Here is a 25360-nt window from a genome sequence, read left to right on the forward strand (position 1 = left end):
GGCTCCTTCGCGGCGGTGGGTTGCTGCTGGGTATCGTCGCAGCACCGCATCTCAGACCCCAGGAGGTCCCCTGTGACCCGCTCCGTTCTCGTCGCCGGCGCCCGTACCCCGATCGGCAAGCTCTCGGGGGCACTCAAGGGCTTCACGGCGATGCAGCTCGGCGGTATCGCCATCGAAGCCGCCCTGGAGCGCGCCGGGATCTCCGGCGACCAGGTCGACTACGTGATCATGGGTCACGTGCTGCAGGCCGGGCAGGGCCAGATCACCGCGCGGCAGGCGGCCGTTCAGGGCGGCATCCCGATGAGCGTCCCGGCCCTGACGATCAACAAGGTCTGCCTGTCAGGGCTCGACGCGATCGCGCTGGCCGACCAGCTGATCCGGGCAGGGGAGTACGACGTCGTCGTGGCGGGTGGCATGGAGTCGATGACCAACGCCCCGCACCTGCTCCCCGGAGCTCGGGCCGGCTACCGCTACGGCAACGCGACGGTCGTCGACGCGACGCTCCACGACGGGCTGTTCTGCGCCTTCGACCAGGTGGCGATGGGCGCGGGTACCGAGGAGTACGGCAAGAAGCTGAACATCTCGCGCGAGGAGCAGGACGCCTTCGCGGCGCGATCTCACGAGCGGGCGACCGCCGCGCAGAAGGACGGCCGGTTCGACGACGAGATCGTCCCGGTCCCGATCCCGCAGCGAAAGGGCGAGCCGTTGCTGTTCACGACCGACGAGGGTGTACGCCCGGAGACCACGGCGCAGACGCTCGCCAAACTCAAGCCGGCCTTCGCCGCCGACGGCACCGTGACCGCCGGCAACGCCTCGCAGATCTCCGACGGGGGCTGCGCCGTGGTGGTCATGAGTGCCGCGAAGGCCCGCGAGCTGGGTGTCCCGGTCCTTGCCGAGATCGGCGCGCACGGCACCGTCGCCGGCCCGGACGCCAGCCTGCAGTCGCAGCCGGCGAACGCCATCAAGAAGGCGCTCGCCAAGGAGGGGCTGACAGTCGACGGCCTCGACCTGGTCGAGCTGAACGAGGCCTTCGCCCAGGTGGGCATCCAGTCCCGCAAGGAGCTGGGCATCGACGAGGACAAGGTCAACGTCAACGGTGGCGCCATCTCCCTGGGCCACCCCATCGGCATGTCGGGGGCCCGGGTCGCACTGCACCTGGTGCTCGAGCTGAGGCGCCGCGGCGGCGGAATCGGTGCGGCCGCGCTGTGCGGCGGCGGAGGTCAGGGCGACGCGCTGATCCTGCACGTCCCCGCCGCCGGGTGACGACGGCGCGCTCGCGCCGCGCGCTCGACATTCCCGCGCTCGTGGAGCAGGCGGGGGAGGGGCAGCCCCGCGCCGTCGCACGGCTGATCAGCCTGGTCGAGGACGCGAGCCCGGCGCTGCGCGAGGTCATGGCGCTGCTCGCGCCGCGCGCCGGGCACGCCCGCGTTCTCGGGCTGACCGGATCGCCCGGCGTCGGCAAGTCCACCTGCACCAGCGCCCTGGTGACCGCCTACCGCCGCCGTGGCCTGCGCGTGGGGGTCCTCGCGGTGGACCCGAGTTCGCCCTTCTCCGGCGGCGCCCTGCTCGGGGACCGGGTCCGGATGCAGGAGCACGCGACCGACGGGGGTGTGTTCATCCGCTCGATGGCCTCGCGCGGCCAGCTCGGCGGGCTGTCCTGGGCCACGCCGCAGGCGCTCCGGGTGCTGGCCGCCGCCGGTTGCGACGTGGTGCTCGTCGAGACGGTCGGGGTGGGGCAGGCCGAGGTCGAGGTCGCCTCGCTGGCCGACACGACGCTCGTCCTGCTGGCCCCCGGCATGGGCGACGGCATCCAGGCTGCGAAGGCGGGCATCCTCGAGGTGGCCGACATCTTCGTGGTCAACAAGGCCGACCGGGACGGCGCCGACTCGGTCGTGCGCGACCTGCGCTACATGCAGTCGCTGGGCACCCAGTCGCCCGCACAGGCCAAGGTCGAGGGCAGGTGGGTCGCGCCGGTCGTCAAGACGGTGGCCGCCAGGGGCGAGGGTGTGGACGAGGTCGTCGACCGGATCGAGCAGCACGGCGCCTGGATGGCCGAGCACGGAGTCGTCGACCAGCGCCGGCGCAAGCGGGCCGCCGACGAGGTGGAGGCCATCGCGCTGACCACGCTGCGCGAGCGGATGGGCGACCTGCGTGGGAGCGACGCGCTGGACAAGCTCGCCGTGCAGGTCGTCGCCGGCCAGATCGATCCGTACACCGCCGCCGACGCGCTGGTGGAAGCGCTGTGACGGCGACGGCTCGGCGCTGTGGCCACACCTCGAGGGCGACTGGCGTCCCCGAGGGTGAAGGGAAGGTCTGATGCTGAGCGCCCTGCGCGTCGTCGCGCTGCTGGAGACGCTGTCGTTCACGGTGCTGCTCGTGGGGTCGCTGCTCAAGCGCACCACCGGCCCCGACCTCGTGCCGGTGCTCGGTCCGCTGCACGGTGCTCTCTACCTGGGGCTGGTCGTGCTGGTGCTCGCCAACCTGGAGCGGCTGCGTTGGTCGTGGTGGTTCACCCTGCTGATGTTGACGATCGGGTCGCCGGGCGCGCACTTCGCGGTCCGCGCCAGCTGCGTGCCCACATCATCGGCCTGACCGGCCGACCACCTCGCCGAAGTGGATCATCTGGAGACTGGATCGGCAGTAGACGCGCCGGCGTGTCTGCTGCCGATCCAGTCAGGAGAAGATCACCGGCGAGGTACGGCGGCGCTCGCAGCCTGTTGCGCAGTCACAGGCCCGGCCGTAGGTTCACGGCGTGACGCAGGTCGCGGACCGGGGTCACACGCACGACGCGACTGCCGGCTCCGGTCCGGGGGCGCGCGGGATCCGCTGACCCTGTTTCCCGACAAGGCCGACGACCCCGTTCAGCCCTCCGTCCGTCGCTCGCCAGCCGCTGCCCCGTACGTCCGGCGAGCCTTGGAGAGGCACAGATGCGCGTACGCATGAAGGTTGACGGCGTCACCTACGACGACGAGGTCGAGCCACGCAAGCTGCTCACCCACCATCTGCGTGAGGGCCTCGGCCGGGTCGGCACGCCCATCGGCTGCGACACCTCGAACTGCGGTGCCTGCACCGTCCTGATCGACGGTGACAGCGTGAAGAGCTGCTCGGTGCTCGCCGTGCAGGCCGACGGAACCGACATCACGACGATCCAGGGACTGGCCGGCGGGCCGGAGGGCTCCGGCGCGCAGTGGCACCCGGTGCAGAAGGCCTTCCAGGAGCACCACGGCCTGCAGTGCGGTTTCTGCACGCCGGGCATGGTGCTGGCGGCGGTCGACCTGCTGAAGCGCAACCCGAGCCCCACCGAGGACGAGGTCCGGCACGGCCTCGAGGGCAACCTCTGCCGCTGCACGGGCTATCAGAACATCGTCAAGGCGGTGCTGTCCGCCGCCTCGGAGCTGCGCGGAGAGGGCCCCCTGCCCGGCTCGTTCTCCGACGGCCCCGCCGACAAGCAGGAGGTCCCGGCATGACCGACCAGCTGGATGCCGGCCTCGTCGCCGGCGAGATCGCCGAGCACCCGGACGCCCTGTCCTCGCCGTACGCCGGCGGCGAACTCGGCCGTGGCCGGCGCCGCAAGGAGGACGCCAAGCTCCTCACCGGGCAGACGAACTGGACCGACAACATCACCCTGCCCGGTTTGCTGCACCTGGCCGTGCTCCGCAGCCCGATGGCGCACGCGAAGATCGTCTCGGTCGACGTCTCGGCGGCGCTCGAGATGCCGGGCGTGATCGCCGCCTACAGCGGCGCCGACCTGGCCGACGTGCAGGGCTCGCTGCCGTGTGCCTGGCCGGTGACGCCCGACATGGTGCATCCCGACCACCCCCCGCTGGCGGTCGACGAGGTGCGCTACGTCGGTGACGGTGTCGCCGTCGTCGTGGCCCGGGACCGGTACGCCGCCGCCGACGCGCTCGAGGCGATCGCGGTGGAGTACGACCAGCTGCCGGCGGTGGTCGACATGGAGGCCGCCCTGGCCGACGGTGCGCCGCTGGTGCACTCCGACAAGGGCACCAACCGCTGCTTCCTGTTCGACTTCCCGGGCGCCGGCGCGGACTACGACGAGACCGTCGCCGCGGCCGGCGAAGACGCCGTGGTCGTCAGGCGCCGCTTCATCCAGCAGCGCCTGCTGCCGACGGCGATGGAGCCGCGGGCGGTCGTCGTCGCACCGATCTCGGCGGCCGACGAGTACACCGTCTACTCCGCCACCCAGGTCCCGCACATCCTGCGCGTGATGCTGGCGCTGGTCACCAACATCCCGGAGCAGAAGATCCGGGTGATCGCGCCGGACGTCGGCGGCGGCTTCGGCAGCAAGCTCAATGTCTACGCCGAGGAGGTGCTCTGCCTGGTCGTGGCCAAGAAGCTGGGCCGGCCGGTGAAGTGGACCGAGTCGCGCAGCGAGAACTACCAGGCCACCATCCACGGACGCGACCAGATACAGGACATCGAGATCGCGGCGCGCAAGGACGGCACCCTGCTCGGGCTGAAGGTGCAGCTGCTCGCCGACATGGGCGCCTACCTGCAGCTCGTCACGCCCGGCATCCCGATCCTGGGCGCGTTCATGTTCCCCGCCATCTACAAGATGCCGAGCTACCGCTTCATCTGCACCGGCGTCTTCACGACCAAGACACCCACCGACGCCTACCGCGGCGCCGGCCGGCCCGAGGCGACCTTCGCCATCGAGCGGATCATGGACGAGCTGGCTGCCGAGCTCGGGCGCGACCCGATGGAGCTGCGCAAGCAGAACTGGATCAAGCACGAGGAGTTCCCGTACGACATGGTGGCCGGGCTCACCTACGACTCGGGCAACTACGAGGCGGCCACCGAGAAGGCCATGGGGATGTTCGAGTACGACGATCTCCGGGCTGAGCAACAGCGTCTCCGGGCAGAGGGAGCCCCGGTGCAGCTGGGCATCGGCATCTCGACGTTCACCGAGATGTGCGGGCTGGCGCCGTCCCGTGTGCTCGGCTCGCTGTCCTACGGCGCCGGCGGCTGGGAATCCGCGACGATCCGGATGCTGCCGACCGGCAAGGTCGAGGTCGTCTCGGGAGCCACGCCGCACGGGCAGGGCCACCACACCGCGTGGAGCCAGATCGTGGCCGATGCGCTGGGGGTGCCGTTCGAGGACGTCGAGGTGCTCACCGGCGACACCGACTCGAGCGCCAAGGGCATGGACACCTACGGCTCCCGCTCGCTGGTCGTGGGCGGCATCGCGATCCACAAGGCGACCGGCAAGGTGCTCGAGAAGGCGAAGCGGATCGCCGCGCACCTGCTCGAGGCGTCCGAGCAGGACGTGGAGTTCGACAAGGGCGCCTTCTCCGTCAAAGGCTCGCCGGAGGCCACCCTCACGATCCAGGAGGTGGCACTCGCGACCTTCGCGGCGCACAACCTCCCGGACGGGATGGAGCCGACGCTGGACAGCGACTGCGTCTACGACCCGGAGAACTTCAGCTACCCGCACGGCACCCACCTGTGCGCGGTGGAGGTGGACACCGAGACCGGCTTCACCAGGATCCGCAAGTACGTGTCGGTCGACGACGTCGGGAAGATCGTCAACCCGGTCATCGTCGAGGGCCAGGTGCACGGCGGCCTGGCCCAGGGGATCGCGCAGGCGCTGTACGAGGAGGCGGTCTACGACGCCGAGGGCAACCTCACGACCGGTTCGCTGGTCGACTACCTCGTCCCGGCCGCGCCCGATCTGCCGCACTTCGACACCGGTCGCACCGAGACCCCGGCGACCAGCAACCCGCTGGGTGTCAAGGGTGTCGGCGAGGCCGGCACCATCGCCTCCACACCGGCCGTCATCAACGCCGTCGTCGACGCACTGCGGCCGTTCGGTATCTCCGACATCCGCATGCCGGCGACGCCGGAGCGGGTGTGGCGCGCCCTGCACGGCGACGGCACCGAACGCGCCGCCGCCGGAACCGTCGCCTATGGCGGCGCCTCGACCGCTTCCACCTCCGGAAGCTCCGCCGCCGACACCGCAGGAGGTCCGCAGTGATCCCCGCCCAGTTCGACTACGTCGCTCCCACGTCGCTGGCCGACGCCGTCACCGCGCTCGGCGAGGCCGGTGAGGACGCCAAGATCCTGGCCGGCGGGCAGAGCCTGATCCCGGTGCTCCGCCTACGGCTGGCCTTTCCCACGGTGCTCGTCGATCTGGGCCGGGTCGAGGAGCTGCGCGGGGTGTCCGAGGACGACGGCGCGATCGTCATCGGCGCGATGACCCGGCACAGCGACGTGCTCTCCGACCCGCTGGTCCGGCAGTACGCCGGCCTGCTGGCCGAGGCGACGGCCACCGTGGCCGACCCGGCTGTCCGCCACCGCGGCACCTTCGGGGGTGCGCTGGCGCACGCCGACCCGGCGGGTGACCTGGCCGCAGTGGCCCTCGCGCTGGATGCCGAGCTCGTCGCGGAGGGGCCCGGTGGCCGGCGCACCATCGCGGCCCGCGACTTCTTCCTGGACTACCTGGAGACGGCGCTGTCGCCGGACGAGATCCTGGCTGCCGTGCGGATCCCCAAGCTCGAAGGCAGCTGGGGCTACCGCTACGAGAAGTTCAACCGGGTGGCGCAGGCCTGGGCGATCGTCGGCGTCGCGGCGGCCGTCCGCACCGAGGGCGGCTCGATCACCGAGGCCCGGATCGGCCTGACCAACATGGGCTCGACGCCGGTGCGGCCGGCGGCGGTGGAGGCGGCGCTGCCCGGGGCCGCCGACGCGGCGGCGGTCAAGGCGGCCGCACTGTCGGCGGCGGACGGCACCACTCCGCCGTCGGACCTGGGCGGGCAGTCGGACTACCGCGCCCACCTGGCCCGGGTGCTCACCGCACGGGCCGTGGTGGGTGCCGCCGGGCTCACGACATGACAGGCGGAGGCAGCTGACCGCCTCCGCTCCGGCCCGGCGGGGCCTGCTGCCCTCCCAGCTGCAGGACCCCGCCGGACTCGCCCGGCTGCTCGCCGACGCGGGCTACTTCGCCGACGAGGGCGTGGCCACGGCGGCCTACCTCGCCCTCGCCCTGCCGCGCCCGCTGTTCCTCGAGGGGGAGCCGGGTGTCGGCAAGACATCGCTGGCGCACGCCCTGGCGACGGTGGTCGGAGCCGACCTGTTGCGCCTGCAGTGCTACGAGGGCATCGACGCTTCGCAGGCGCTCTACGACTGGGACTTCCCCCGCCAGCTGCTACACCTGCGCGCCGCCGAGGCGGCCGGGCAGGCGGACGCCGAGCGGCTCGAGGCGGAGGTCTACAGCCGGCGGTTCCTGCTGGCCCGCCCGCTCCTGGCGGCGCTCGAGACGTCGCCGGCGGTGCTGCTCGTCGACGAGGTCGACCGGGCCGACGACGAGTTCGAGGCCTTCCTGCTCGAGGTGCTGTCCGACTACACCGTGACGGTCCCGGAGCTGGGCACGGTCCGCGCCCAGGTGCCGCCGGTCGTGGTCGTCACGAGCAACCGCACCCGCGAGGTGCACGACGCCCTCAAGCGGCGTTGCCTCTACCACTGGGTCGAGCATCCCGACTTCGATCGGGAGGTCGCCATCGTCCGGGCCCGGGTGCCCGAGGCCTCCGCCGCGCTGGCCGGCCAGGTCGCCCGGGCCGTCGCCGTCCTGCGCTCCGAGGACCTGCTCAAGCCACCCGGCGTCGCCGAGACCATCGACTGGGCTCAGGCCCTGGTCGCCCTGGGCGCCGAGCGGCTCGACGCGGGGCTGGCGACGGCGACCCTGGGCGCCGTGCTGAAGTACCGCGAGGACCAGCTGCACGCCAAGCGCCCCGACGTGCAGCAGCTGCTGACCACGGCGATGCTGGGGAGATGAGCGCCGTGGCCGAGCCGTACGACGCCGTCGACACCGTCGTCGGCCTGGCGGCCACCCTGCGCGGCATGGGGGTCGCGGCCTCCCCCGACCGGGTGCATGCGGCCGTCGCGGCCCTGGCCGAGCTGGACCCGCTCCGGCGCCCGGACGTCTACTGGGCCGGCCGGCTGACGCTCTGCGGCAGCGCCGAGGACCTGCCCCGTTACGACCTCGCCTTCGACGCCTACTTCGGCGACCGGTCGGGGACGGCCGTGCGGCGGCAGCGGCTGACCCGGCGGGCGCTGCAGCTGGTCGCCGAGCCGGGGAGCGAGCCGGGCGACGGTGACGGTGACACGGCGCCGCCCGAGTCGGTCAGCGCAGCGGCCAGCAGCGTGGAGCAGCTGCGGTCGCGGGACGTGAGCACCCTGACCGCCGCCGAGCGGGACCAGCTGCGGGCGCTGCTGGCGGCGCTGCGGCTGCCGGGAGAGAAGCGGGCCACCCGGCGCCTGCGGCCCGCGCCGCGCGGCCGGGTCGACGGCACCCGCACGCTGCGCGCCTGGCTGGCCGCGGGGGGTGAGCCGGCCCGGCTGCGGCACCGGGCGCCGGCGCTGCGGACCCGCCGTGTGGTGCTGCTCGTCGACGTCAGCGGCTCGATGGAGAGCTACGCCGACGCGCTGCTGCGCTTCGCGCACGCCGCCTCGCGACGCGGCTCCGCCCCCACCGAGGTCTTCACCCTCGGCACCCGGCTCACCCGCGTGTCGCGTGAGATGGCCGTACGGGACCCGGACGCCGCGATGGCCGGTGTCGCCGCGGCGGTCCCGGACGCCGGCGGCGGCACCCGGCTGGGCGAGCTGCTCGCGCAGTTCCTCGTCCAGTGGGGCCAGCGCGGGACCGCGCGCGGTGCGGTCGTGGTGATCCTGTCCGACGGCTGGGAGCGCGGCGACGCGACGCTGCTCGGGGAGCAGATGGAGCGGCTGCACCGGCTGGCGCACCGGGTCGTCTGGGCCAACCCGCGCAAGGCCGCTCCGGGCTACGCGCCGCTGGCCGCGGGGATGGCCGCCGCGCTGCCGCACGTCGACGACTTCGTCGAGGGTCACAGCCTCGGCGCGCTCGAGCAGCTGGCCGCGGTCGTGCGCGGGAGCGCCCGTGCGTGACCTCGCCGGTGGGCTGCGCACCCTGCTCGGGCAGGAGGCGCCCTTCGCGCTGGCCACGGTGATCGGGACGGCGGGGAGTTCGCCGCGCCCCCCGGGTGCGGCCATGGCGGTGAGTGCGGACGGGCAGGCGCTCGGCAGCATCTCCGGCGGCTGCGTCGAGGGGGCGGTCTACGACACCGCCGAGCAGGTCCTCGGCGGCGGGAGGCCGGTCGTCGAGAGCTACGGCTACAGCGACGACGAGGCCTTCGCCGTCGGCCTCACCTGCGGCGGCACGCTCGAGGTGCTCGTGGCCCCCGCCGACCGCGAGGTGCTCGCGGCGTGGGCCGACCGGATGGCGGCCGACGAGCCGGTCGCGCTCGCCACGGTCGTGCGGGGGCCCGCGCCGGTCGGGGCGGTGCTGCTCGTCGGCCCGTCGTACGCCGTCGGGAGCCTGGGGGCGGAGGGGCTCGACGTGGCCGTCACCGACGACGCCCGCGGGATGCTCGCCGCCGGGCAGACCGGCGACCGCCACTACGGGCCCCGGGGCGAGCGGCGCATCGACGACGTCACCGTCTTCGTGCAGTCCTTCACGCCACCGCCGCGGATGCTCGTCTTCGGCGCCACCGACTTCGCCGCCGCGGTCAGCCGGATCGGCGTGTTCCTCGGTTACCGGGTGACTGTCTGCGACGCCCGCCCGGTCTTCGCGACGGCTGCCCGCTTCCCGGAGGCGCACGAGGTGGTGTGCGACTGGCCGCACCGCTACCTGGAGAACACCGAGGTGGACGGGCGCACCGTGCTGTGCGTCCTCACGCACGACCCGAAGTTCGACGTGCCGCTGCTCGAGGTCGCCTTGCGCAGGCCGGCGGCCTACATCGGCGCGATGGGCAGCCGGCGCACCCACGAGGACCGGCTACGGCGGCTGCGAGAGGCGGGGCTCACCGATCAGCAGTTGGGCCGGCTGCACTCGCCCATCGGGTTGGACCTCGGCGCCCGCACCGCGGAGGAGACGGCGGTGTCGATCGCCGCCGAGATCGTGCAGCACCACTGGGGCGGCAGTGGCCGGCCGCTGGCGCAGACCACGGGCGACATCCACACCGACGGTGTGCAGACACGGCCGGTGAGTGCGTGAGCCGTCCCTCCGGAACCGCCGACAGCAAGCACGCGCCGGTGCGGGTCGCCGGGCTACTGCTCGCCGCGGGCGCCGGCCGCCGCATGGGCGGCCCGAAGGCCCTGGTCGAGGTGGACGGGGAACCGCTGGTACGGCGCGGCATCCGGTTGCTCACGGACGGCGGCTGCGACCCGGTGGTCGTCGTCGTGGGGGCGTGTGCGGACGACGTGCGGGCGCTCAGCCTCGGCACGACGGTCGTCGAGGCCGACGCCTGGGCGACCGGCATGGGCGCCTCCCTGCGCGCCGGGCTGGCGGCGCTGGGCGCCACCGACGCCGCGGCCTGCGTCGTCGCGCTGGTGGACCAGCCGCTCGTCACGCCGACCGCGGTGCAGCGGCTGCGCGCCGCGCACGACACCGGCGCCACGGCGGCGGTCGCGTGCTACGACGGCCGCCCGCGCAACCCGGTGCTGCTCGACCGGTCGGTCTGGGCCGACGTCGCGGCGGCTGCGCAGGGCGACGAGGGCGCGCGGGTGTGGCTGCGGGCCCATCCGGGGCAGGTCGTGCCTGTCGACTGCACCGACGCCGGCTCGGCCGACGACCTCGACACGCCGCAGGACCTGGCAGCGCTGGACATCCCCGCACGACGGAAGGCAGCCCGATGAAGCTCGAGAACCGGTTCACCGTCCCCGTCCCCGTCGACGAGGCCTGGAGGGTGCTGCTCGACGTGGAGCGGATCGCGCCGTGCATGCCCGGTGCGACCCTGACCAAGGTCGAGGGCGACTCCTTCGAGGGCACGGTCAAGGTGAAGGTCGGCCCGATCAACCTCACCTACGGCGGCAAGGCGTCGTTCGTCTCGAAGGACGACGCGACGCACGTCGCGGTGATCGAGGGCAGCGGCAAGGAGACCCGCGGCACCGGCACCGCCAAGGCGCTGATCACCTGCCGGCTGCTCGCCAACGGCGACACCACCGACGTGGAGGTCGACACCGACCTCAACGTGACCGGCAAGCCGGCGCAGTTCGGGCGCGGTGTGCTGGCCGACGTCAGCGGCAAGCTGGTCGACCAGTTCGCCCGCTGCCTGTCCGGGGAGATCGCGGCGGGCACGCCGCAGTCCGAACCGCTGTTCAGCGCAGTGGCGGCCGACATGGGTGCGCCGGAGGGCCTGCAGCCTCCGCCGGCCGTGGTCCGCCCGCCGGCGGAGGCGATCGACCTGCTCGGCACCGCCGGCGCGCCGGTGCTCAAGCGGCTGGCACCCGTGCTGGCCGGGATCGCTGTGCTCCTGCTGCTGGTCCGCCGGCTGCGGCGCTGAGGCGGCGCGCCCGGCCGGCAGTTCCGGCACCGCCGGGCTCAGGCGGCGGGTTCGACCACCTCGCCGCCGATCACCTCGCCGCCGAGCGCCCCGGCGACCTGGTCGGCGGTCTCGCGCAGCACGGTCTGGACCGCCCAGTTCTCGCCGAGCACGACGCTGGCCAGCTCGTCCTTCTCCGCCACATAGCTCTCCCGCTCGGCGGCGGAGGCGAAGCGCAGCAGGACGATGTCCTCGGAGCCGTTGATGATGCAGCTCTGCGCGTCGGTGACGCCGGGGAAGCTGCCCTGCTGCAGTTCCTCGCACGGTACGCCGGCCGCCTCGAGCGCCTCGTGGACCTCCTGGGTGCTCTCGACGGTGTCGCCCCCGCCCGGCGCTCCCGCGCTCGTGGACGGGGCGGCGACGGTCGGGTCGTCCTTCCCGCTGCCGCTGCAGCCGGTCAACGCCAGGGCCAGGGCCAGGGCGGCGGCGGGCAGGGCTGCGATGGGTGTCCTCATGCGGCCAAGCCTGCCAGGCCGCTGCGGCCGGGCGGTGGGTGGGCGAGGATGCAGGCATGCCCTCCCGTCGCCTGCTCATGGTCGTGGCCGTGGTGTCTGTGCTGCTGGTCGTCGCCGCAGGTGCGAGCCGGACCACGTACGAGGCCGGGGGCGTGCAGGTCGAGTGTCCCGACCGGGTCTGGTCGTCGGCGTTGCAGGGCCTGACGGACCGTGACCCGGATCCCTGCGCGGCCGCCGCGCAGTCGCGGCTGTTCAGCGTCGCCGCCGCGCTGATGGGCCTGGTGCTGATCTCCGGGCTGCTCAGCCGGCGGGAGTGAGCACCCGGCGTACGGCGTCGCGCGTGCTCTCGAAGGCCAGCTCCGGCAGGTCGTCGGCGCCGAAGAAGTCGGCGTCCAGCGCGTCGTCACCGGCCGCCAGTCGACCGCCGACGACCTCGGCCTCGAAGGCGAGGAAGAACGAGGCGCCGTGGTGCCCGCCGGTGACCTCGCTCGGGTAGACCTCCACCACGCGGCCCACCTGCACCTGCAGTCCCGTCTCCTCCGCCGTCTCCCGCGCGGCCGCGGCCCGGGGGTCCTCGCCTGCGTCGACGTAGCCCGCCGGCAGCGCCCAGAGCCCCTGTCCCGGGCCGATGCCGCGGCGCACGAGCAGCAGCTGTCCGGCCTGCACGACCACGACACCGACGCCGACCTTCGGGTCGCGGTGATGGGTGCGGCCGCAGCCGGTGCAGACGGGGTGCCGCCCGGAGTGCTCGAGCGGCGCCGCGCAGGCGGGACAGAAGGCCGGGGCGTCCATCCGGGCAGCGTGACACGTCAGGCCACGGCTGGGTCGACGCAGTAGCCTGCCGTTCCCGGCTGCGGCCCCCAGGTCGGCGCCGGCTTCGGACGACAGCCAGCCGACCTCGCGAACAGGAGCGCCGCGTGACGCCCGAGGAGATCGCCGCCGGACGGGAGCGTTGGCGGTTGCGCTTCGATGCGGCGCGCACGCGCGAGGCCGACTTCACCACGCTGTCCGGTGTCGCGGTGGAGCCGGTCTACGGCCCGCGACCGGGGGACACCTACGAGGGCTTCGAGCGGATCGGCTGGCCCGGCGAATTCCCCTTCACCCGGGGGCTGTACGCCACCGGCTACCGCGGCCGGCCGTGGACGATCCGGCAGTTCGCCGGCTTCGGCAACGCCGAGCAGACCAACGCGCGGTACAAGATGATCCTGGCGGCCGGTGGTGGCGGCCTGTCGGTGGCCTTCGACATGCCGACCCTGATGGGCCGTGACTCCGATGACTCCCGCTCGCTGGGGGAGGTGGGGCACTGCGGTGTCGCGATCGACAGCGCCGCCGACATGGAGGTGCTGTTCGCGGAGATCCCGCTGGCCGACGTGACGACGTCGATGACGATCAGCGGCCCGGCGGTGCCGGTCTTCTGCATGTACCTCGTGGCGGCCGAGCGGCAGGGTGTCGACCCGGCAGTGCTGGACGGGACGCTGCAGACCGACATCTTCAAGGAGTACATCGCGCAGAAGGAGTGGCTGTTCCCGCCGGAGCCGCATCTGCGCCTGATCGGCGACCTGATGGAGCACTGCGCCGAGAAGGTCCCGGCCTACAAGCCGATCTCGGTGTCGGGATATCACATCCGGGAGGCGGGCTCGACCGCTGCGCAGGAGCTGGCGTTCACCCTTGCGGACGGCTTCGCCTACGTCGAGCTCGGCCTGTCCCGGGGCATGGACGTGGACCTGTTCGCGCCCGGGCTGTCGTTCTTCTTCGACGCGCACGTCGACTTCTTCGAGGAGATCGCGAAGTTCCGGGCTGGCCGACGGATCTGGGCCCGCTGGCTGCGTGACGTCTACGGCGCGAAGACCGAGCGGGCCCAGTGGATGCGTTTCCACACGCAGACCGCCGGCGTCTCGCTGACCGCCCAGCAGCCCGACAACAACGTCGTACGCACGGCGGTCGAGGCGCTGGCAGCCGTGCTCGGCGGGACCAACAGCCTGCACACCAACGCGCTGGACGAGGTGCTGGCGCTGCCGAGCGAGAAGGCGGCGCAGATCGCGCTGCGCACCCAGCAGGTGATCGCCGAGGAGACCGGTGTGCTGAACGTCGCCGACCCGCTGGGCGGCAGCTGGTACGTCGAGCAGCTCACCGACGCGATCGACGCCGAGGCGGAGGCGATCTTTGCCAAGGTGCGGGAGATGGGCGCCGACGGCAGCATGACCAGCGGCATCCTGCGGGGCATCGAGGACGGCTGGTTCATGGCCGAGATCGCCGAGGCCGCCTTCAGCTACCAGGTGGCGGTCGAGAAGGGCGAGAAGAAGGTCGTCGGCGTCAACGTGCACACCGGTGACGTCGATGCCCCGCTGGAGATCCTGCGGGTGAGCTCCGAGGTGGAGCGCGAGCAGGTGCGGGAGCTGGTGGTCCGCAAGGCGCAGCGGGACGAGGCGCTGGTGCAGGCGCGGCTGGCCGATCTGATCGACGTCGCCCGCGGTCAGGGCAATACGATCGAGCCGATGCTGCAGGCCATCCGGGCCGAGGCGACGCTCGGCGAGGTCTGCGGCGCGCTGCGCGACCTGTGGGGCAGCTACACCGAGCCGCCCCGCTTCTGACGAGGCAGGGGAAGCGACGCCGACGTCCTGAGGTTGGATGAGGACATGAGCATGCGCCCCACGGACCTCAACATCGCCGGTGCCGTCGACCTGTCGTCGCTGCGCCCACCGACACCCGCCCCGGCCGCCACCAGCGGTGCGGGCGGTGCGCCGGCCGCGCCGGCCGGCCACGTCCTCGACGTCACCGAGGCCACCTTCGAGGCCGAGGTCCTGCAACGGTCCCTCTCGGTGCCGGTCCTCATCGACTTCTGGGCCGCCTGGTGCGGTCCCTGCAAGCAGCTGTCCCCGGTGCTGGAGAAGCTGGCCGCCGAGGGCGCCGGCAGCTGGGTGCTGGCCAAGATCGACGTCGACGCGAACCAGGCGCTGGCCGGGTCGCTGCAGATCCAGAGCATTCCGACGGTGCTCCTCGCGCTGGGCGGGCGGCTCATCCAGGGCTTCACCGGTGCGCTGCCCGAGCGCGACCTGCGGGCGTTCCTCGAGCAGGTGCTCGCGGCGGCGCAGCAGGCCGGCCTGCCGGGCGCGAGCGGCGCCACTCCCGGCGGCGCCGCTCCCGCCGCCGGTCCGCCGCCGGCCCCCACCGACCCGGACGTGGTCGCCGCCGAGGACGCCATGAGCAGCGGGAACTATGCCGCCGCCATGGCGGCCTACGACGCGCTGCTGGCCCGCAAGCCGGGGGATGTCGAGGCGGTCGCGGGCCGCGCCTGGGCGGCGCTGCTGCTCCGCAGCGCCGACGCCGACACCGAGGCGGTGCTCGCCCGCGCACAAGCCGCTCCCGAGGACGTCACCACGCAGACCGCCGCCGCCGACGTCGAGGTCCTGACCGAGCGCATCGACGACGCGATCGCACGGCTGATCGACTACGTGCGCCGCAGCGCCGGCGACGACCGCGACACCGCGCGGGTGCACCTGCTCGGCCTGTTCGACGCGCTGGACCCGGAGGACCCCCGCATCGTCACCGGTCGCCGGGCACTGTCGAACGCGCTGTTCTAGCTGTCCTCGGGCTCGCTGGCCAGCCAGACAGTGCCGAGCGGCGGCACCCGCAGCAGCGCCGAGGCGGGCTGGCCGTGCCAGCCGTCGGGCGTCGCCTCGACGCCGCCGAAGTTGCCGACACCGCTGCCGAAGTACTCGGCCGCGTCGGTGTTGAGCACCTCACGCCAGTGACCGGCCCAGGGCAGGCCCAGCCGGTAGCCGTCGTGCGGCATCCCGGCGAAGTTGCTGATGCAGGCCAGGGCGGAGCCGTCCTCGGCGAAGCGCAGGAACGAGAAGACATTGCCGGCCGAGTCGTTCGCGTCGATCCAGGAGAAGCCGGCCTGGTCGACGTCCTGGCTCCACAGCGCCGGGGTCGCCTTGTAGACGGCATTCAGCTCCTTCACCGTGAGGGCGACGCCGCGGTGATCGGGCAGATCCAGCAGCCACCAGTCCAGCGAACGGTCCTCGCTCCACTCCGACTCCTGCGCGAACTCCTGCCCCATGAACAGCAGCTGCTTACCGGGGTGGGCCCACATGAAGGCGAGGTACGCGCGCACGTTGGCCAGCTGCTGCCAGCGGTCACCGGGCATCTTGCGCAGCAGCGAACCCTTGCCGTGGACGACCTCGTCGTGGCTGATCGGGAGCACGTAGTTCTCGGAGTAGGCGTAGACCATCGAGAACGTCATCTGGTGGTGGTGGTAGCCGCGGTAGATCGGCTCGCGCGCCATGTAGTCCAGCGAGTCGTGCATCCAGCCCATGTTCCACTTGAAGCCGAATCCCAGCCCGCCCAGGTGGGTCGGACGCGAGACGCCCGGCCAGGCGGTGGACTCCTCCGCGATCGTCATGGCGCCGGGGGAGCGGCGGTAGACGGTGGCGTTCATCTCCTGCAGGAACTGCACCGCGTCGAGGTTCTCGCGACCGCCGTACTCGTTCGGCGACCACTGCCCCTCCTCCCGCGAGTAGTCGAGGTAGAGCATGGACGCGACCGCGTCGACGCGCAGCACGTCGATGTGGAACTCCTCCAGCCAGTACGACGCGTTGGCCACCAGGAAGTTACGCACCTCCCGTCGGCCGAAGTCGAAGACGTAGGTGCCCCAGTCCATCTGTTCGCCGCGCCTGGGGTCGGCGTGCTCATAGAGCGGGGTGCCGTCGAAGCGGGCCAGCGCCCACTCGTCCTTCGGGAAGTGCGCCGGCACCCAGTCCACGATGACGCCGATGCCGGCCTGGTGCAGCCGGTCGACGAGGTGGCGGAACTCGTCCGGCGAGCCGAAGCGAGAGGTCGGCGCGAAATAGCCGGTGACCTGGTAGCCCCAGGACCCACCGAACGGGTGCTCGGCGACCGGCATCAGCTCGATGTGCGTGTAGCCCAGCCAGCTGACGTACTCCACGAGCTGCTCGGCCAGCTCCTGGTAGGACAGTCCCTGCCGCCAGGAGCCGAGGTGCACCTCGTAGCAGCTCATGGGGGCGGCGTGCGCCTGGGTCTGCGCGCGCTGCTCGAGCCAGGCGTCGTCGGACCACGTGTAGCCGGACCCGTCGACGACACTGGCCGTCAGTGGCGGCACCTCGGTGCGCCGCGCCATCGGGTCGGCCTTCTCGCGCCAGACCGAGTCCTGCCCGAGGATCGCGAACTTGTAGTGCGTGCCGGCGCCGATGTCGGGGACGAACAGCTCCCACACGCCGCTGCTGCCGAGCACCCGCATCGGGTGGCTGCTGCCGTCCCAGCCGTTGAAGTCGCCGATCACGCGGACGCCGCGGGCGCTCGGCGCCCAGACAGCGAACGACGTGCCGGTGACCGGACCGGCCGGGCTGTCGTAGCGGCGGACGTGCGCGCCGAGGACCTTCCAGAGCTCCTCGTGCCGGCCCTCGCCGATCAGGTGCAGGTCCATCTCGCCGAGCGTCGGCAGGTAGCGGTACGGGTCGTCGGCCGGATAGGTCGTGCCGTGGTAGGTGACGTCCAGGCGGTAGTCGGTGACCTGTCCACCGGGGACGACTCCCTCCCACACCCCGGCGTGCAGATGGCTCAGCTCCACCTGGGAGCCGCCGACCCGGGCGACGACCCGCTCCGCCCCCGGACGCAGCGCGCGTACGACGACCCCGCCGGCGGCCGGGTGCATGCCGAGGACGGAGTGCGGGTCGTGATGGGCACCGCCGGCCAGCCGCTCCAGATCCTCGTACGACGGTCCAGCTGGTACGGGCGTCTCGGGAAGAGCCTTCTTGCGCGGCGCGCGCTTCTTCGGCGCCGGGGTCTGCTCACTCACTGGGAGTCTCCTTCGGAGGTCGCGGACGCGGCGAGCCGTTCGATGCTGCCCATCGGGATGGGTAGCCACGAGGGCCGGTTGCGTGCTTCGTAGACGACTTCGTAGACCGCCTTGTCGAACTCGAAGGCGCGCAGTAGCCCCGCCTCGTCCCGCGGGTCGTGGTCGGCGGCACGGGTGTACCCGTCGCAGAACGCCTGCCGGTTGCGCTCTGCCCACTCCGTCGCGCGGTACGCCAGTTGCGGGTCGCTGCCGCGCTCTGCGAGCAGGTGCCGGGCGGCGTAGTCGTAGGACCGCAGCATCCCCGCAACGTCCCGCAACGGGCTCATCAGCGCGGTCCGCTCAGCGAGGGGGCGCGCCGGCTCGCCCTCGAAGTCCAGCAGCACCCAACCGCTCTGGGTACGCAGGACCTGGCCGAGGTGGTAGTCGCCGTGCACCCGCTGCACGGCCACCGGCTCGGTACGCCCGCCGACCTGGTCGTAGGTCGCGCGCAGGACGTCGGCGTGCTCCGCCAGCTCCGGGACGATCTCGAGAGCGGCGTCGAGTCGCTCGTGCAGCTGCCGCGCCGTGGCGGCCGACTCCTGGGGACCCGCCGTGCCGGTCGGCAGCGTCTGCGCCATGAGCGCGTGCACCTCGGCGGTCGCGCCTCCGAGCCGCTCGCTCTCGGCGGCGAAGTCACCGCCGACCTCGTCGGCGTGCAGGTCGCCCTCGGCGAACAGGTCCCGGACACTGGCGGTCGCCATCGCCCAGCCCTCGGTCGCATTGCGCTGGAAGCACTGCAGGAGTGCCAGCGTGGTGCGCTGTCCCTCGACGGTCGTCTCCACCCAGCCGAGCGGCGCCGCGATGTGCGGGCTGCCCGCCTCGGCCAGGGCCCGGCTGACCTCGAGGTCGGGGTTCAGCCCGGGCTGCACCCGCCGGAAGAGCTTGAGGATGTACTCGTCGCCGTAGACCAGCGAGGTGTTGCTCTGCTCGGCACTGATCACCCGGCTGCGCAGCGAAGGGTCCAGGACGCCGGTCGAGGTGAAGTGCAGGCCGCCGGCCTCGACGCCCTGCGAGATCAGCGTGAGCAGCGCGGCCGCGGCCTCTTCGTCGTGCACGGCCTCGTAGAGCACCTCGTCGCCCTCGACCTGGCCGAGCACGGCGTGCGCCAGACGCTGCGGGACCTCGCCGGTCAGCCGGCCGAGCAGCAGCTGGTAACGGTCGCTGCGCCCGCTCTGGTCCTGGACGCTCAACAGCACGTGGCTCAGGCCGTGGGGGCCGGGCATCGACGTCTCACGCTCGACCGTCGCGGAGCTGATGCCACCGCCCTTGCCGGCGAACCATCGCTGCTCGGGCAGCCAGCCGGAGAGCACGGTCGACAGGTCGCTCACAGGTCCTCCCCGGGCTCCAGGCCGAACCACATGAAGCCGTGGCCGGGCAGTGAGAGCAGGTACGGCAGGTCACCGACCTTCGGGAAGTGCACGAGGCCGGTGAGTTCGACCGGCACCATCCCCTCGAAGCGGCGCAGGTCCAGCTCGACGGGCTGCGGGAAGCGGGACAGGTTGTTCACGCACAGCACCCTGTCGTCCCCGAACTCGCGTACGAACGCCAGGATCGAGGGATTGCTCGATCCCAACTCCTCGTAGCTCCCCATGCCGAACACGGGGTGCTGCTTGCGGACCGCGAGCATTCGGCGGGTCCAGTGGAGCAGCGAGCTCGACGAGCGCATCTGCGCCTCGACGTTGATCGCCTGGTACCCGTAGACGGGGTCGAGCAGCGCGGGCAGGTAGAGCTGCTGCGGGTCCACCGTCGAGAAGCCGGCGTTGCGGTCGGCATTCCACTGCATCGGCGTGCGGACCCCGTCACGGTCACCGAGGTAGATGTTGTCGCCCATGCCGATCTCGTCGCCGTAGTACAGGACCGGCGAGCCGGGCAGTGAGAGCAGCAGCCCGGTGAACAGCTCGATCTGGTCGCGGCTGTTCTCCAGCAGCGGGGCCAGCCGGCGCGCGATGCCGATGTTGGACTTCATCCGCGGGTCCTTGGCGTACTCCGCGTACATGTAGTCGCGCTCCTCGTCGGTGACCATCTCCAGCGTCAGCTCGTCGTGGTTGCGCAGGAAGATGCCCCACTGGCAGTTGGCCGGGATCTGCGGCGTCTGCGAGAGGATCTCCGAGATCGGGTAGCGAGACTCCCGGCGGACAGCCATGAACAGCCTCGGCATCAAGGGGAAGTGGAACGCCATGTGGCACTCGTTGCCGCCGGTCTCGTGCTCGCCGAAGTACTCGACCACGTCCTCGGGCCACTGGTTGGCCTCGGCGAGCAGGACCCGGTCCGGGTAGTTGTCCTCGACCTCCTTGCGTACGCGCTTGAGGTAGTCGTGACTCCGCGGCCGGTTCTCGCAGTTCGTCCCCTCGTCCTCGAACAGGTAGGGAATCGCATCCATCCGGAAGCCGTCGATGCCCAGGTCCAGCCAGAACTTCAGCACGTCGATCATGGCTTCCTGCACGGCAGGGTTCTCGTAGTTGAGGTCCGGCTGGTGACTGAAGAAACGGTGCCAGTAGTACTGCTTGCGGACCGGGTCCCAGGTCCAGTTCGAGGTCTCGGTGTCGACGAAGATGATGCGCGCCTCGGAATACGGCTCGTCGGTGTCGGACCACACGTAGTAGTCGCCGAACGGCCCCTCCGGGTCGGACCGCGAGGCCTGGAACCAGGCGTGCTGGTCCGAGCTGTGGTTCATGACCAGGTCGGCGATGATGCGCATGCCCCGCTTGTGCGCCTGGTCGACCAGCTGGACGAAGTCGCCGAGGTCGCCGAACTCCGGCAGCACCTTCATGAAGTCGCTGATGTCGTAGCCGCCGTCGCGCAGCGGCGACTCGTAGATGGGCAGCAGCCAGATGCAGTCGACGCCCAGCCATTGCAGGTAGTCGAGCTTGCTCGTCAGCCCCTTGATGTCTCCGGTGCCGTCACTGTTTGCGTCGGCGAAGCCGCGGATCAGCACCTCGTAGAAGACGGCTCGCTTGAACCACAGCGGATCGCGGGACTCCTCGAGGGATACCAGCTCGCCGTGCTCGAGCTCGTGGTCGGGGCTGCTCACACGTTGCTCCGGCGGACGGTGAAGACGTGGGCGGGCTCGTCGAACGGATCCAGTCTCACGTAGTTGTGCGCTCCCCAGTCGTAGCTGTTGCCGGTGACCTCGTCGGTCACCGTGACGCGGCTGTCCCAGTCGAGGCCGAGGGCCGGCAGGTCCAGGTGCACGGTGGCCTCACGGGCGCCGTGTGGGTCGAGGTCCACGACCACGAGCACGACGTCGTCGCCGGACCGTTTCGACCACGCCAGCACGTCGGGTGAGTCGACGGCGTGGAAGGTCAGGTTGCGGATCCAGTGCAGAGCCGGGTGCTCGCGGCGGACCCGGTTCAGCATCGTGAGGTAGGGCGCCAGGGTGCGCTCGGGGTGCGACCAGTCGCGCGGCCGGTACTGGTACTTCTCCGAGTTCTGGTACTCCTCGCTGCCCGGCTTGACCGCCACGTGCTCGTACAGCTCGTAGCCCGCGTACACGCCGTACGTCGGCGAGAGCAGCGCCGCCAGCACGGCGCGGATCTTGAACACCGGCGGGCCGCCGTACTGCAGCGACGCATGCAGGATGTCCGGGGTGTTGACGAAGAAGTTCGGCCGCATGTAGTCGCTGGCCGCGACCAGCTCGGCGGCGTACTCCTGCAGCTCGGTCTTGCCGGTACGCCAGGTGAAGTAGGTGTAGGACTGGGTGAAGCCGATGCGGGCCAGCTCGTGCATGATCGCCGGCCGGGTGAAGGCCTCGGCGAGGAACAGCACGTCCGGCTCGGTGCGCTTGACCTCCGCGATCAGCCACTCCCAGAAGCTCAGCGGCTTGGTGTGCGGGTTGTCGACCCGGAAGATCCGCACGCCGTGCGCCGTCCAGTGCCGGACGACACGCAGCACCTCCTGGTAGATGCCGTCCGGGTCGTTGTCGAAGTTGATCGGGTAGATGTCCTGGTACTTCTTCGGCGGATTCTCGGCGTAGGCGATCGTGCCGTCGACGCGGGTGGTGAACCACTCCGGGTGCTCCGTGGCCCAGGGGTGGTCCGGTGCGGCCTGCAGCGCGAGGTCGAGCGCCACCTCCATACCGAGCTCGACCGCGTGCGCCACGAAGGCGTCGAAGTCCTCGAGCGTGCCGAGATCCGGGTGGACGGCGTCGTGGCCGCCCTCGTCCGAGCCGATGGCCCACGGCGAGCCGGGATCGTGCTCGCCGATGTCGTGCGGCTTGCCTCCCGGGAACTCCGGGCTGTTCGGGCCCTTGCGGTTCACCTTCCCGATCGGGTGGATCGGTGGGAGATAGACCACGTCGAAACCCATGTCGGCCACGGCGGGCAGCCGCTGCATCGCGGTGCGGAACGTGCCGCCGCGCAGCACGCCGCTCTCGTCGGCGGCCGCTCCCTCGGAGCGGGGGAAGAACTCGTACCAGGCGCCGTAGAGGGCGCGCCGGCGGTCCACCCAGATGCGCCGGACCTCGGACCTGGTCACCAGCTCACGGATCGGATGGGCCGTCAGCAGCGCGACGACGTCGGGTGCCGTGGCCGCCGCCATCCGGTCGAGCGGGTCCCGCCCGCCGTCCCGCAGCACTCCCACCAGATCGGCGACCGAAGCCTTGTCCTGCCGCGACGTCGACCGGGGCAGGTTCTTGCCTGCGCGCTCGTACAGCCGGGCGCCCTCCTCGAGCATGACGTCGACGTCGACGTCGGCCCCGACCTTGAGAGGGGCGTCGTGCCACCAGGTGCCGAGTGGGTCGCTCCAGCCCTCGACGGTGAACGACCACAGTCCTTCGGACGACGGGTCGTCCGGGATCTCCAGCGGCACCGACCAGCGGTCCGTCCCGGGTGCACCCGGGACCATCCGCAGGAAGGGAAGCCGCTTGCCGGTCGGTCCCTTGACCATCACATCGGCCGCAACGGCGTCGTGGCCCTCCCGGAACACGGTGGCTTCGAGGAGGACCGTCTGTCCTGTGACGGCGCGTGCGGGATACTGGCCGCACGACACCGTCGGGCTGATCTCTGTGACTGCTATCCGTCCCACCATTGCGGCGACCGTACCCAGGCGCTGGGAGCCGGAACATCCGGCCAGGTCCCCGGCAGGCGCCCGCGACCGTTATGGTCCTGGCCGTGAGAGCACTCCGCCGGTTCACCGTCCGCCTCGCCCTGCCGGAGTCGCTGGCTCCGCTCGCAGAGCTCGTTCTGAACCTGCGCTGGTCCTGGCACCCCCGGTCACTCGACCTCTTCCGATCGGTCGACCCGGAGACCTGGGACGCCGTCGGGCAGGACCCGGTGCGCCTGCTCGGCGAGGTCAGCCCGGAGCGCCTCGCGGTCCTCGCGAAGGACAAGGGCTTCCTCGGTGAGCTGGCCGCGGCGCACGACGACCTGCAGGCCTACCTGACCACCCCGCGCTGGTACCAGGGGCTCGAGGGGGCGCCTGCCTCCATCGCCTACTTCTCGCCGGAGTTCGGCATCACCGAGGTGCTCCCGCAGTACTCCGGCGGCCTGGGCATCCTGGCCGGCGACCACCTCAAGGCCGCCTCGGACCTGGGCGTGCCGATCCTGGGTGTCGGGCTGCTCTACCGGGCCGGCTACTTCAAGCAGTCGCTCAACGCCGAGGGCTGGCAGCAGGAGCGCTACCCCCCGCTGGACCCGCATGGCCTGCCGCTGACTCTGGTGACCGAGGCCGGCGGGAGCCCCGTGCTCATCCGCGTCGGGCTGCCGGACAGCCGCACCCTGCACGCCCACGTCTGGCGGGCGCAGGTCGGCCGGGTGCCGCTGCTGCTGCTCGACAGCGACGTGGAGGAGAACGCGCCGGAGGAGCGCGAGGTCACCGACCGGCTCTACGGCGGCGGCACCGACCACCGGCTGCACCAGGAGATGCTGCTCGGGATCGGTGGTGTGCGGGCCATCCGCGCCTGGACGGCGCTGACCGGCGACCCGGCCCCCGAGGTGTTCCACACCAATGAGGGTCACGCCGGTTTCCTCGGCCTGGAGCGGATCCGCGAGCTGGTCGAGCAGGGGCTGTCCTACGACGAGGCCCAGGAGGCCGTGCGCGCCGGCACCGTCTTCACCACCCACACGCCCGTCCCGGCCGGCATCGACCGTTTCCCGAAGGACCTCGTCGCGCGCTACTTCGGCGGCGACAACGCCGTCGACGGGGTGTCGGTCGAGCGGATCCTGGAGCTCGGCGCGGAGCCGGACCCGGGCGTGTTCAACATGGCGCACATGGGGCTGCGGATGGCCCAGCGCCGCAACGGCGTCGCGAAGCTGCACGGCATCGTCAGCCGCGACATGTTCTCCGACCTGTGGCCCGGGTTCGACGCCGCGGAGGTGCCGATCAGCTCGGTCACCAACGGCGTGCACGCGCCGACCTGGGTGTCGCGCGAGATCTTCGAGCTGGCCGACCAGGCCAACCCGCGCCTCGGCTCGGACGCCAAGGGGTGGGAGGACATCGCGAAGGTGTCGGAGACCAGCATCTGGTCGACCCGGCGGGTGCTGCGCGAGCGGCTGGTCGAGGAGGTGCGCCGCCGGCTGAAGGAGTCCTGGCTGCAGCGGGGCGCGACCGAGGCCGAGCTCGGCTGGACCTCCTCGGTGTTCGACCCCGACGTGTTGACGATCGGCTTCGCGCGGCGCGTCCCGTCGTACAAGCGGCTGACACTGATGATGCGTGACCGGGAGCGGCTGACGTCCCTGCTGCTGGATCCCGACCGGCCGATCCAGCTGGTCATCGCGGGCAAGGCCCACCCGGCCGACGACGGCGGCAAGGAACTCGTCCAGCAGATCGTCCGGTTCGCCGACTCCCCCGAGGTCCGGCACCGGATCGTCTTCCTGCCCGACTACGACATCGGCATGGCGCGCTACCTCTACGGCGGTTGCGACGTGTGGTTGAACAACCCGCTGCGGCCGCTCGAGGCGTGCGGCACGTCCGGGATGAAGTCGGCGCTGAACGGCGGCCTGAACCTCTCGATCCTCGACGGCTGGTGGGACGAGATGTACGACGGCGAGAACGGCTGGGCCATCCCGACCGCCGACGGCGTGACCGACCCCGAGCGGCGGGACGACCTGGAGGCGCAGGCGTTCTACGAGCTGGTCGAGAAGCAGGTCCGGACCCGCTTCTACGACCGCGACGACGGCGGCGTGCCGCAGCGGTGGATCGACATGGTGCGACACACCCTGCAGACGACCGGACCGAAGGTGCTCGCCAGCCGGATGGTGCGCGACTACGTGCACCAGCTCTACCGGCCGGCGGCGGTGGCCAGCCGAGGACTGGCCGCATCCTCCTTCGCCGAGGCGAAGTCGCTGGCGCAGTGGCGGGCCGAGGTGGTGTGCCGCTGGCCGGGAGTGCGCGTCGTGCACGTCGAGGGCGCCGGCATCGGGGACGCACCGCAGGTCGGCAGCCTGCTCGAGCTGCGCGCGGTGGTGGACCTCGGCGGGCTGGAGCCGGCCTCGGTGACCGTACAGGCGGTCTACGGCCGGGTGGACGAGGCCGACGAGCTGCGGGCGCCGTCGTACGCCGTGCTGGCCGATGCCGGCGTCGGCGACGACGGGCTGCACCGTTTCGAGGGCACTGTGCCGCTCGAACGCGCCGGCTCGTTCGGCTACAGCGTCCGGGTGCTGCCGCACGCCGCCGCGCTGCCCGGCGACGCCGACCTCGCGTTGGTCACCACGGCATAGCCGCCGGCTCGGGTCGGCGGCCGGCTCTCGGGCGTTGTG

Annotated in this window: 21 protein-coding genes; 15 read left to right on the top strand and 6 right to left on the bottom strand. The window is 72.0% G+C overall.

What is annotated here, in order from left to right; all coding sequences use genetic code 11:
- The first annotated feature begins 72 nt into the window (after window positions 1–72).
- From WD794_15735 to WD794_15785, 11 genes are all read left to right on the top strand, one after another.
- The gene (locus tag WD794_15735; GenBank protein MEX2291762.1) at window positions 73–1263 is read left to right on the top strand and encodes an acetyl-CoA C-acetyltransferase; all 1191 of its coding nucleotides are present in this window, start codon (window positions 73–75) and stop codon (window positions 1261–1263) included.
- Complete coding sequence (gene meaB, locus WD794_15740; GenBank protein MEX2291763.1) at window positions 1260–2246, top strand: methylmalonyl Co-A mutase-associated GTPase MeaB; 987 nt, start codon at window positions 1260–1262, stop codon at window positions 2244–2246. The genes WD794_15735 and meaB overlap by 4 nt, the downstream gene beginning before the upstream one ends.
- 70 nt (window positions 2247–2316) lie before the next feature.
- The gene (locus WD794_15745) at window positions 2317–2592 is read left to right on the top strand and encodes a DUF3817 domain-containing protein (GenBank protein ID MEX2291764.1); all 276 of its coding nucleotides are present in this window, start codon (window positions 2317–2319) and stop codon (window positions 2590–2592) included.
- Window positions 2593–2927: 335 nt separating this feature from the next.
- Window positions 2928–3467, top strand: a complete 540-nt coding sequence (locus WD794_15750) for a (2Fe-2S)-binding protein (protein MEX2291765.1) — start codon at window positions 2928–2930, stop codon at window positions 3465–3467.
- On the top strand, window positions 3464–5992 hold the full coding sequence (locus tag WD794_15755; protein MEX2291766.1) for a xanthine dehydrogenase family protein molybdopterin-binding subunit: 2529 nt from the start codon (window positions 3464–3466) through the stop codon (window positions 5990–5992). The genes WD794_15750 and WD794_15755 overlap by 4 nt, the downstream gene beginning before the upstream one ends.
- Window positions 5989–6849 (top strand): FAD binding domain-containing protein, encoded by an 861-nt coding sequence (locus WD794_15760; GenBank protein ID MEX2291767.1) that lies wholly within the window; start codon window positions 5989–5991, stop codon window positions 6847–6849. The genes WD794_15755 and WD794_15760 overlap by 4 nt, the downstream gene beginning before the upstream one ends.
- 46 nt (window positions 6850–6895) lie before the next feature.
- Window positions 6896–7789 (top strand): MoxR family ATPase, encoded by an 894-nt coding sequence (locus WD794_15765; protein ID MEX2291768.1) that lies wholly within the window; start codon window positions 6896–6898, stop codon window positions 7787–7789.
- Window positions 7786–8919: a VWA domain-containing protein gene (locus WD794_15770; protein MEX2291769.1), complete on the top strand. Its 1134-nt coding sequence runs from the start codon at window positions 7786–7788 to the stop codon at window positions 8917–8919. Before WD794_15765 ends, WD794_15770 begins: the two co-directional genes overlap by 4 nt.
- Window positions 8912–10027 (top strand): XdhC/CoxI family protein, encoded by a 1116-nt coding sequence (locus WD794_15775; protein ID MEX2291770.1) that lies wholly within the window; start codon window positions 8912–8914, stop codon window positions 10025–10027. The genes WD794_15770 and WD794_15775 overlap by 8 nt, the downstream gene beginning before the upstream one ends.
- Window positions 10024–10668, top strand: coding sequence for a nucleotidyltransferase family protein (locus WD794_15780; protein MEX2291771.1), 645 nt, complete (start codon window positions 10024–10026; stop codon window positions 10666–10668). The genes WD794_15775 and WD794_15780 overlap by 4 nt, the downstream gene beginning before the upstream one ends.
- Window positions 10665–11315 (top strand): SRPBCC family protein, encoded by a 651-nt coding sequence (locus WD794_15785; protein MEX2291772.1) that lies wholly within the window; start codon window positions 10665–10667, stop codon window positions 11313–11315. The genes WD794_15780 and WD794_15785 overlap by 4 nt, the downstream gene beginning before the upstream one ends.
- A 38-nt stretch (window positions 11316–11353) precedes the next feature.
- Here the strand turns inward: WD794_15785 and WD794_15790 are convergent, their stop codons facing one another.
- On the bottom strand, window positions 11354–11809 hold the full coding sequence (locus WD794_15790) for a hypothetical protein (protein MEX2291773.1): 456 nt from the start codon (window positions 11807–11809) through the stop codon (window positions 11354–11356).
- Between the two features lie 56 nt (window positions 11810–11865).
- Between WD794_15790 and WD794_15795 the strand changes: the two genes are divergently transcribed.
- Complete coding sequence (locus WD794_15795; protein MEX2291774.1) at window positions 11866–12126, top strand: hypothetical protein; 261 nt, start codon at window positions 11866–11868, stop codon at window positions 12124–12126.
- Here WD794_15795 and WD794_15800 read toward each other — a convergent pair.
- The gene (locus WD794_15800; protein ID MEX2291775.1) at window positions 12110–12601 is read right to left on the bottom strand and encodes an NUDIX domain-containing protein; all 492 of its coding nucleotides are present in this window, start codon (window positions 12599–12601) and stop codon (window positions 12110–12112) included. The two genes, WD794_15795 and WD794_15800, sit on opposite strands and share 17 nt — an antisense overlap.
- Before the next feature lie 125 nt (window positions 12602–12726).
- Between WD794_15800 and WD794_15805 the strand changes: the two genes are divergently transcribed.
- Both WD794_15805 and WD794_15810 read left to right on the top strand, forming a co-directional pair.
- Window positions 12727–14400, top strand: coding sequence for a methylmalonyl-CoA mutase family protein (locus tag WD794_15805; protein MEX2291776.1), 1674 nt, complete (start codon window positions 12727–12729; stop codon window positions 14398–14400).
- A 51-nt stretch (window positions 14401–14451) separates the two neighbouring features.
- Window positions 14452–15390: a tetratricopeptide repeat protein gene (locus WD794_15810; protein ID MEX2291777.1), complete on the top strand. Its 939-nt coding sequence runs from the start codon at window positions 14452–14454 to the stop codon at window positions 15388–15390.
- Here the strand turns inward: WD794_15810 and glgB are convergent.
- The 4 genes from glgB to WD794_15830 form a co-directional block, all read right to left on the bottom strand.
- Complete coding sequence (gene glgB, locus WD794_15815) at window positions 15387–17534, bottom strand: 1,4-alpha-glucan branching protein GlgB (protein MEX2291778.1); 2148 nt, start codon at window positions 17532–17534, stop codon at window positions 15387–15389. The two genes, WD794_15810 and glgB, sit on opposite strands and share 4 nt — an antisense overlap.
- 89 nt (window positions 17535–17623) lie before the next feature.
- Complete coding sequence (locus WD794_15820; protein ID MEX2291779.1) at window positions 17624–18985, bottom strand: hypothetical protein; 1362 nt, start codon at window positions 18983–18985, stop codon at window positions 17624–17626.
- 5 nt (window positions 18986–18990) lie between these two features.
- Entirely contained in the window at window positions 18991–20697 is a 1707-nt protein-coding gene (treS, locus tag WD794_15825; GenBank protein ID MEX2291780.1) for a maltose alpha-D-glucosyltransferase, read from the bottom strand.
- Entirely contained in the window at window positions 20694–22691 is a 1998-nt protein-coding gene (locus WD794_15830) for an alpha-1,4-glucan--maltose-1-phosphate maltosyltransferase (GenBank protein ID MEX2291781.1), read from the bottom strand. The genes treS and WD794_15830 overlap by 4 nt, the downstream gene beginning before the upstream one ends.
- Window positions 22692–22774: 83 nt before the next feature.
- Between WD794_15830 and glgP the strand changes: the two genes are divergently transcribed.
- Window positions 22775–25321, top strand: coding sequence for an alpha-glucan family phosphorylase (glgP, locus tag WD794_15835; protein ID MEX2291782.1), 2547 nt, complete (start codon window positions 22775–22777; stop codon window positions 25319–25321).
- The last annotated feature ends 39 nt before the right edge of the window (window positions 25322–25360 follow it).

Source organism: Mycobacteriales bacterium, assembly GCA_040902655.1.
GTDB lineage: Bacteria > Actinomycetota > Actinomycetes > Mycobacteriales > SCTD01 > SCTD01.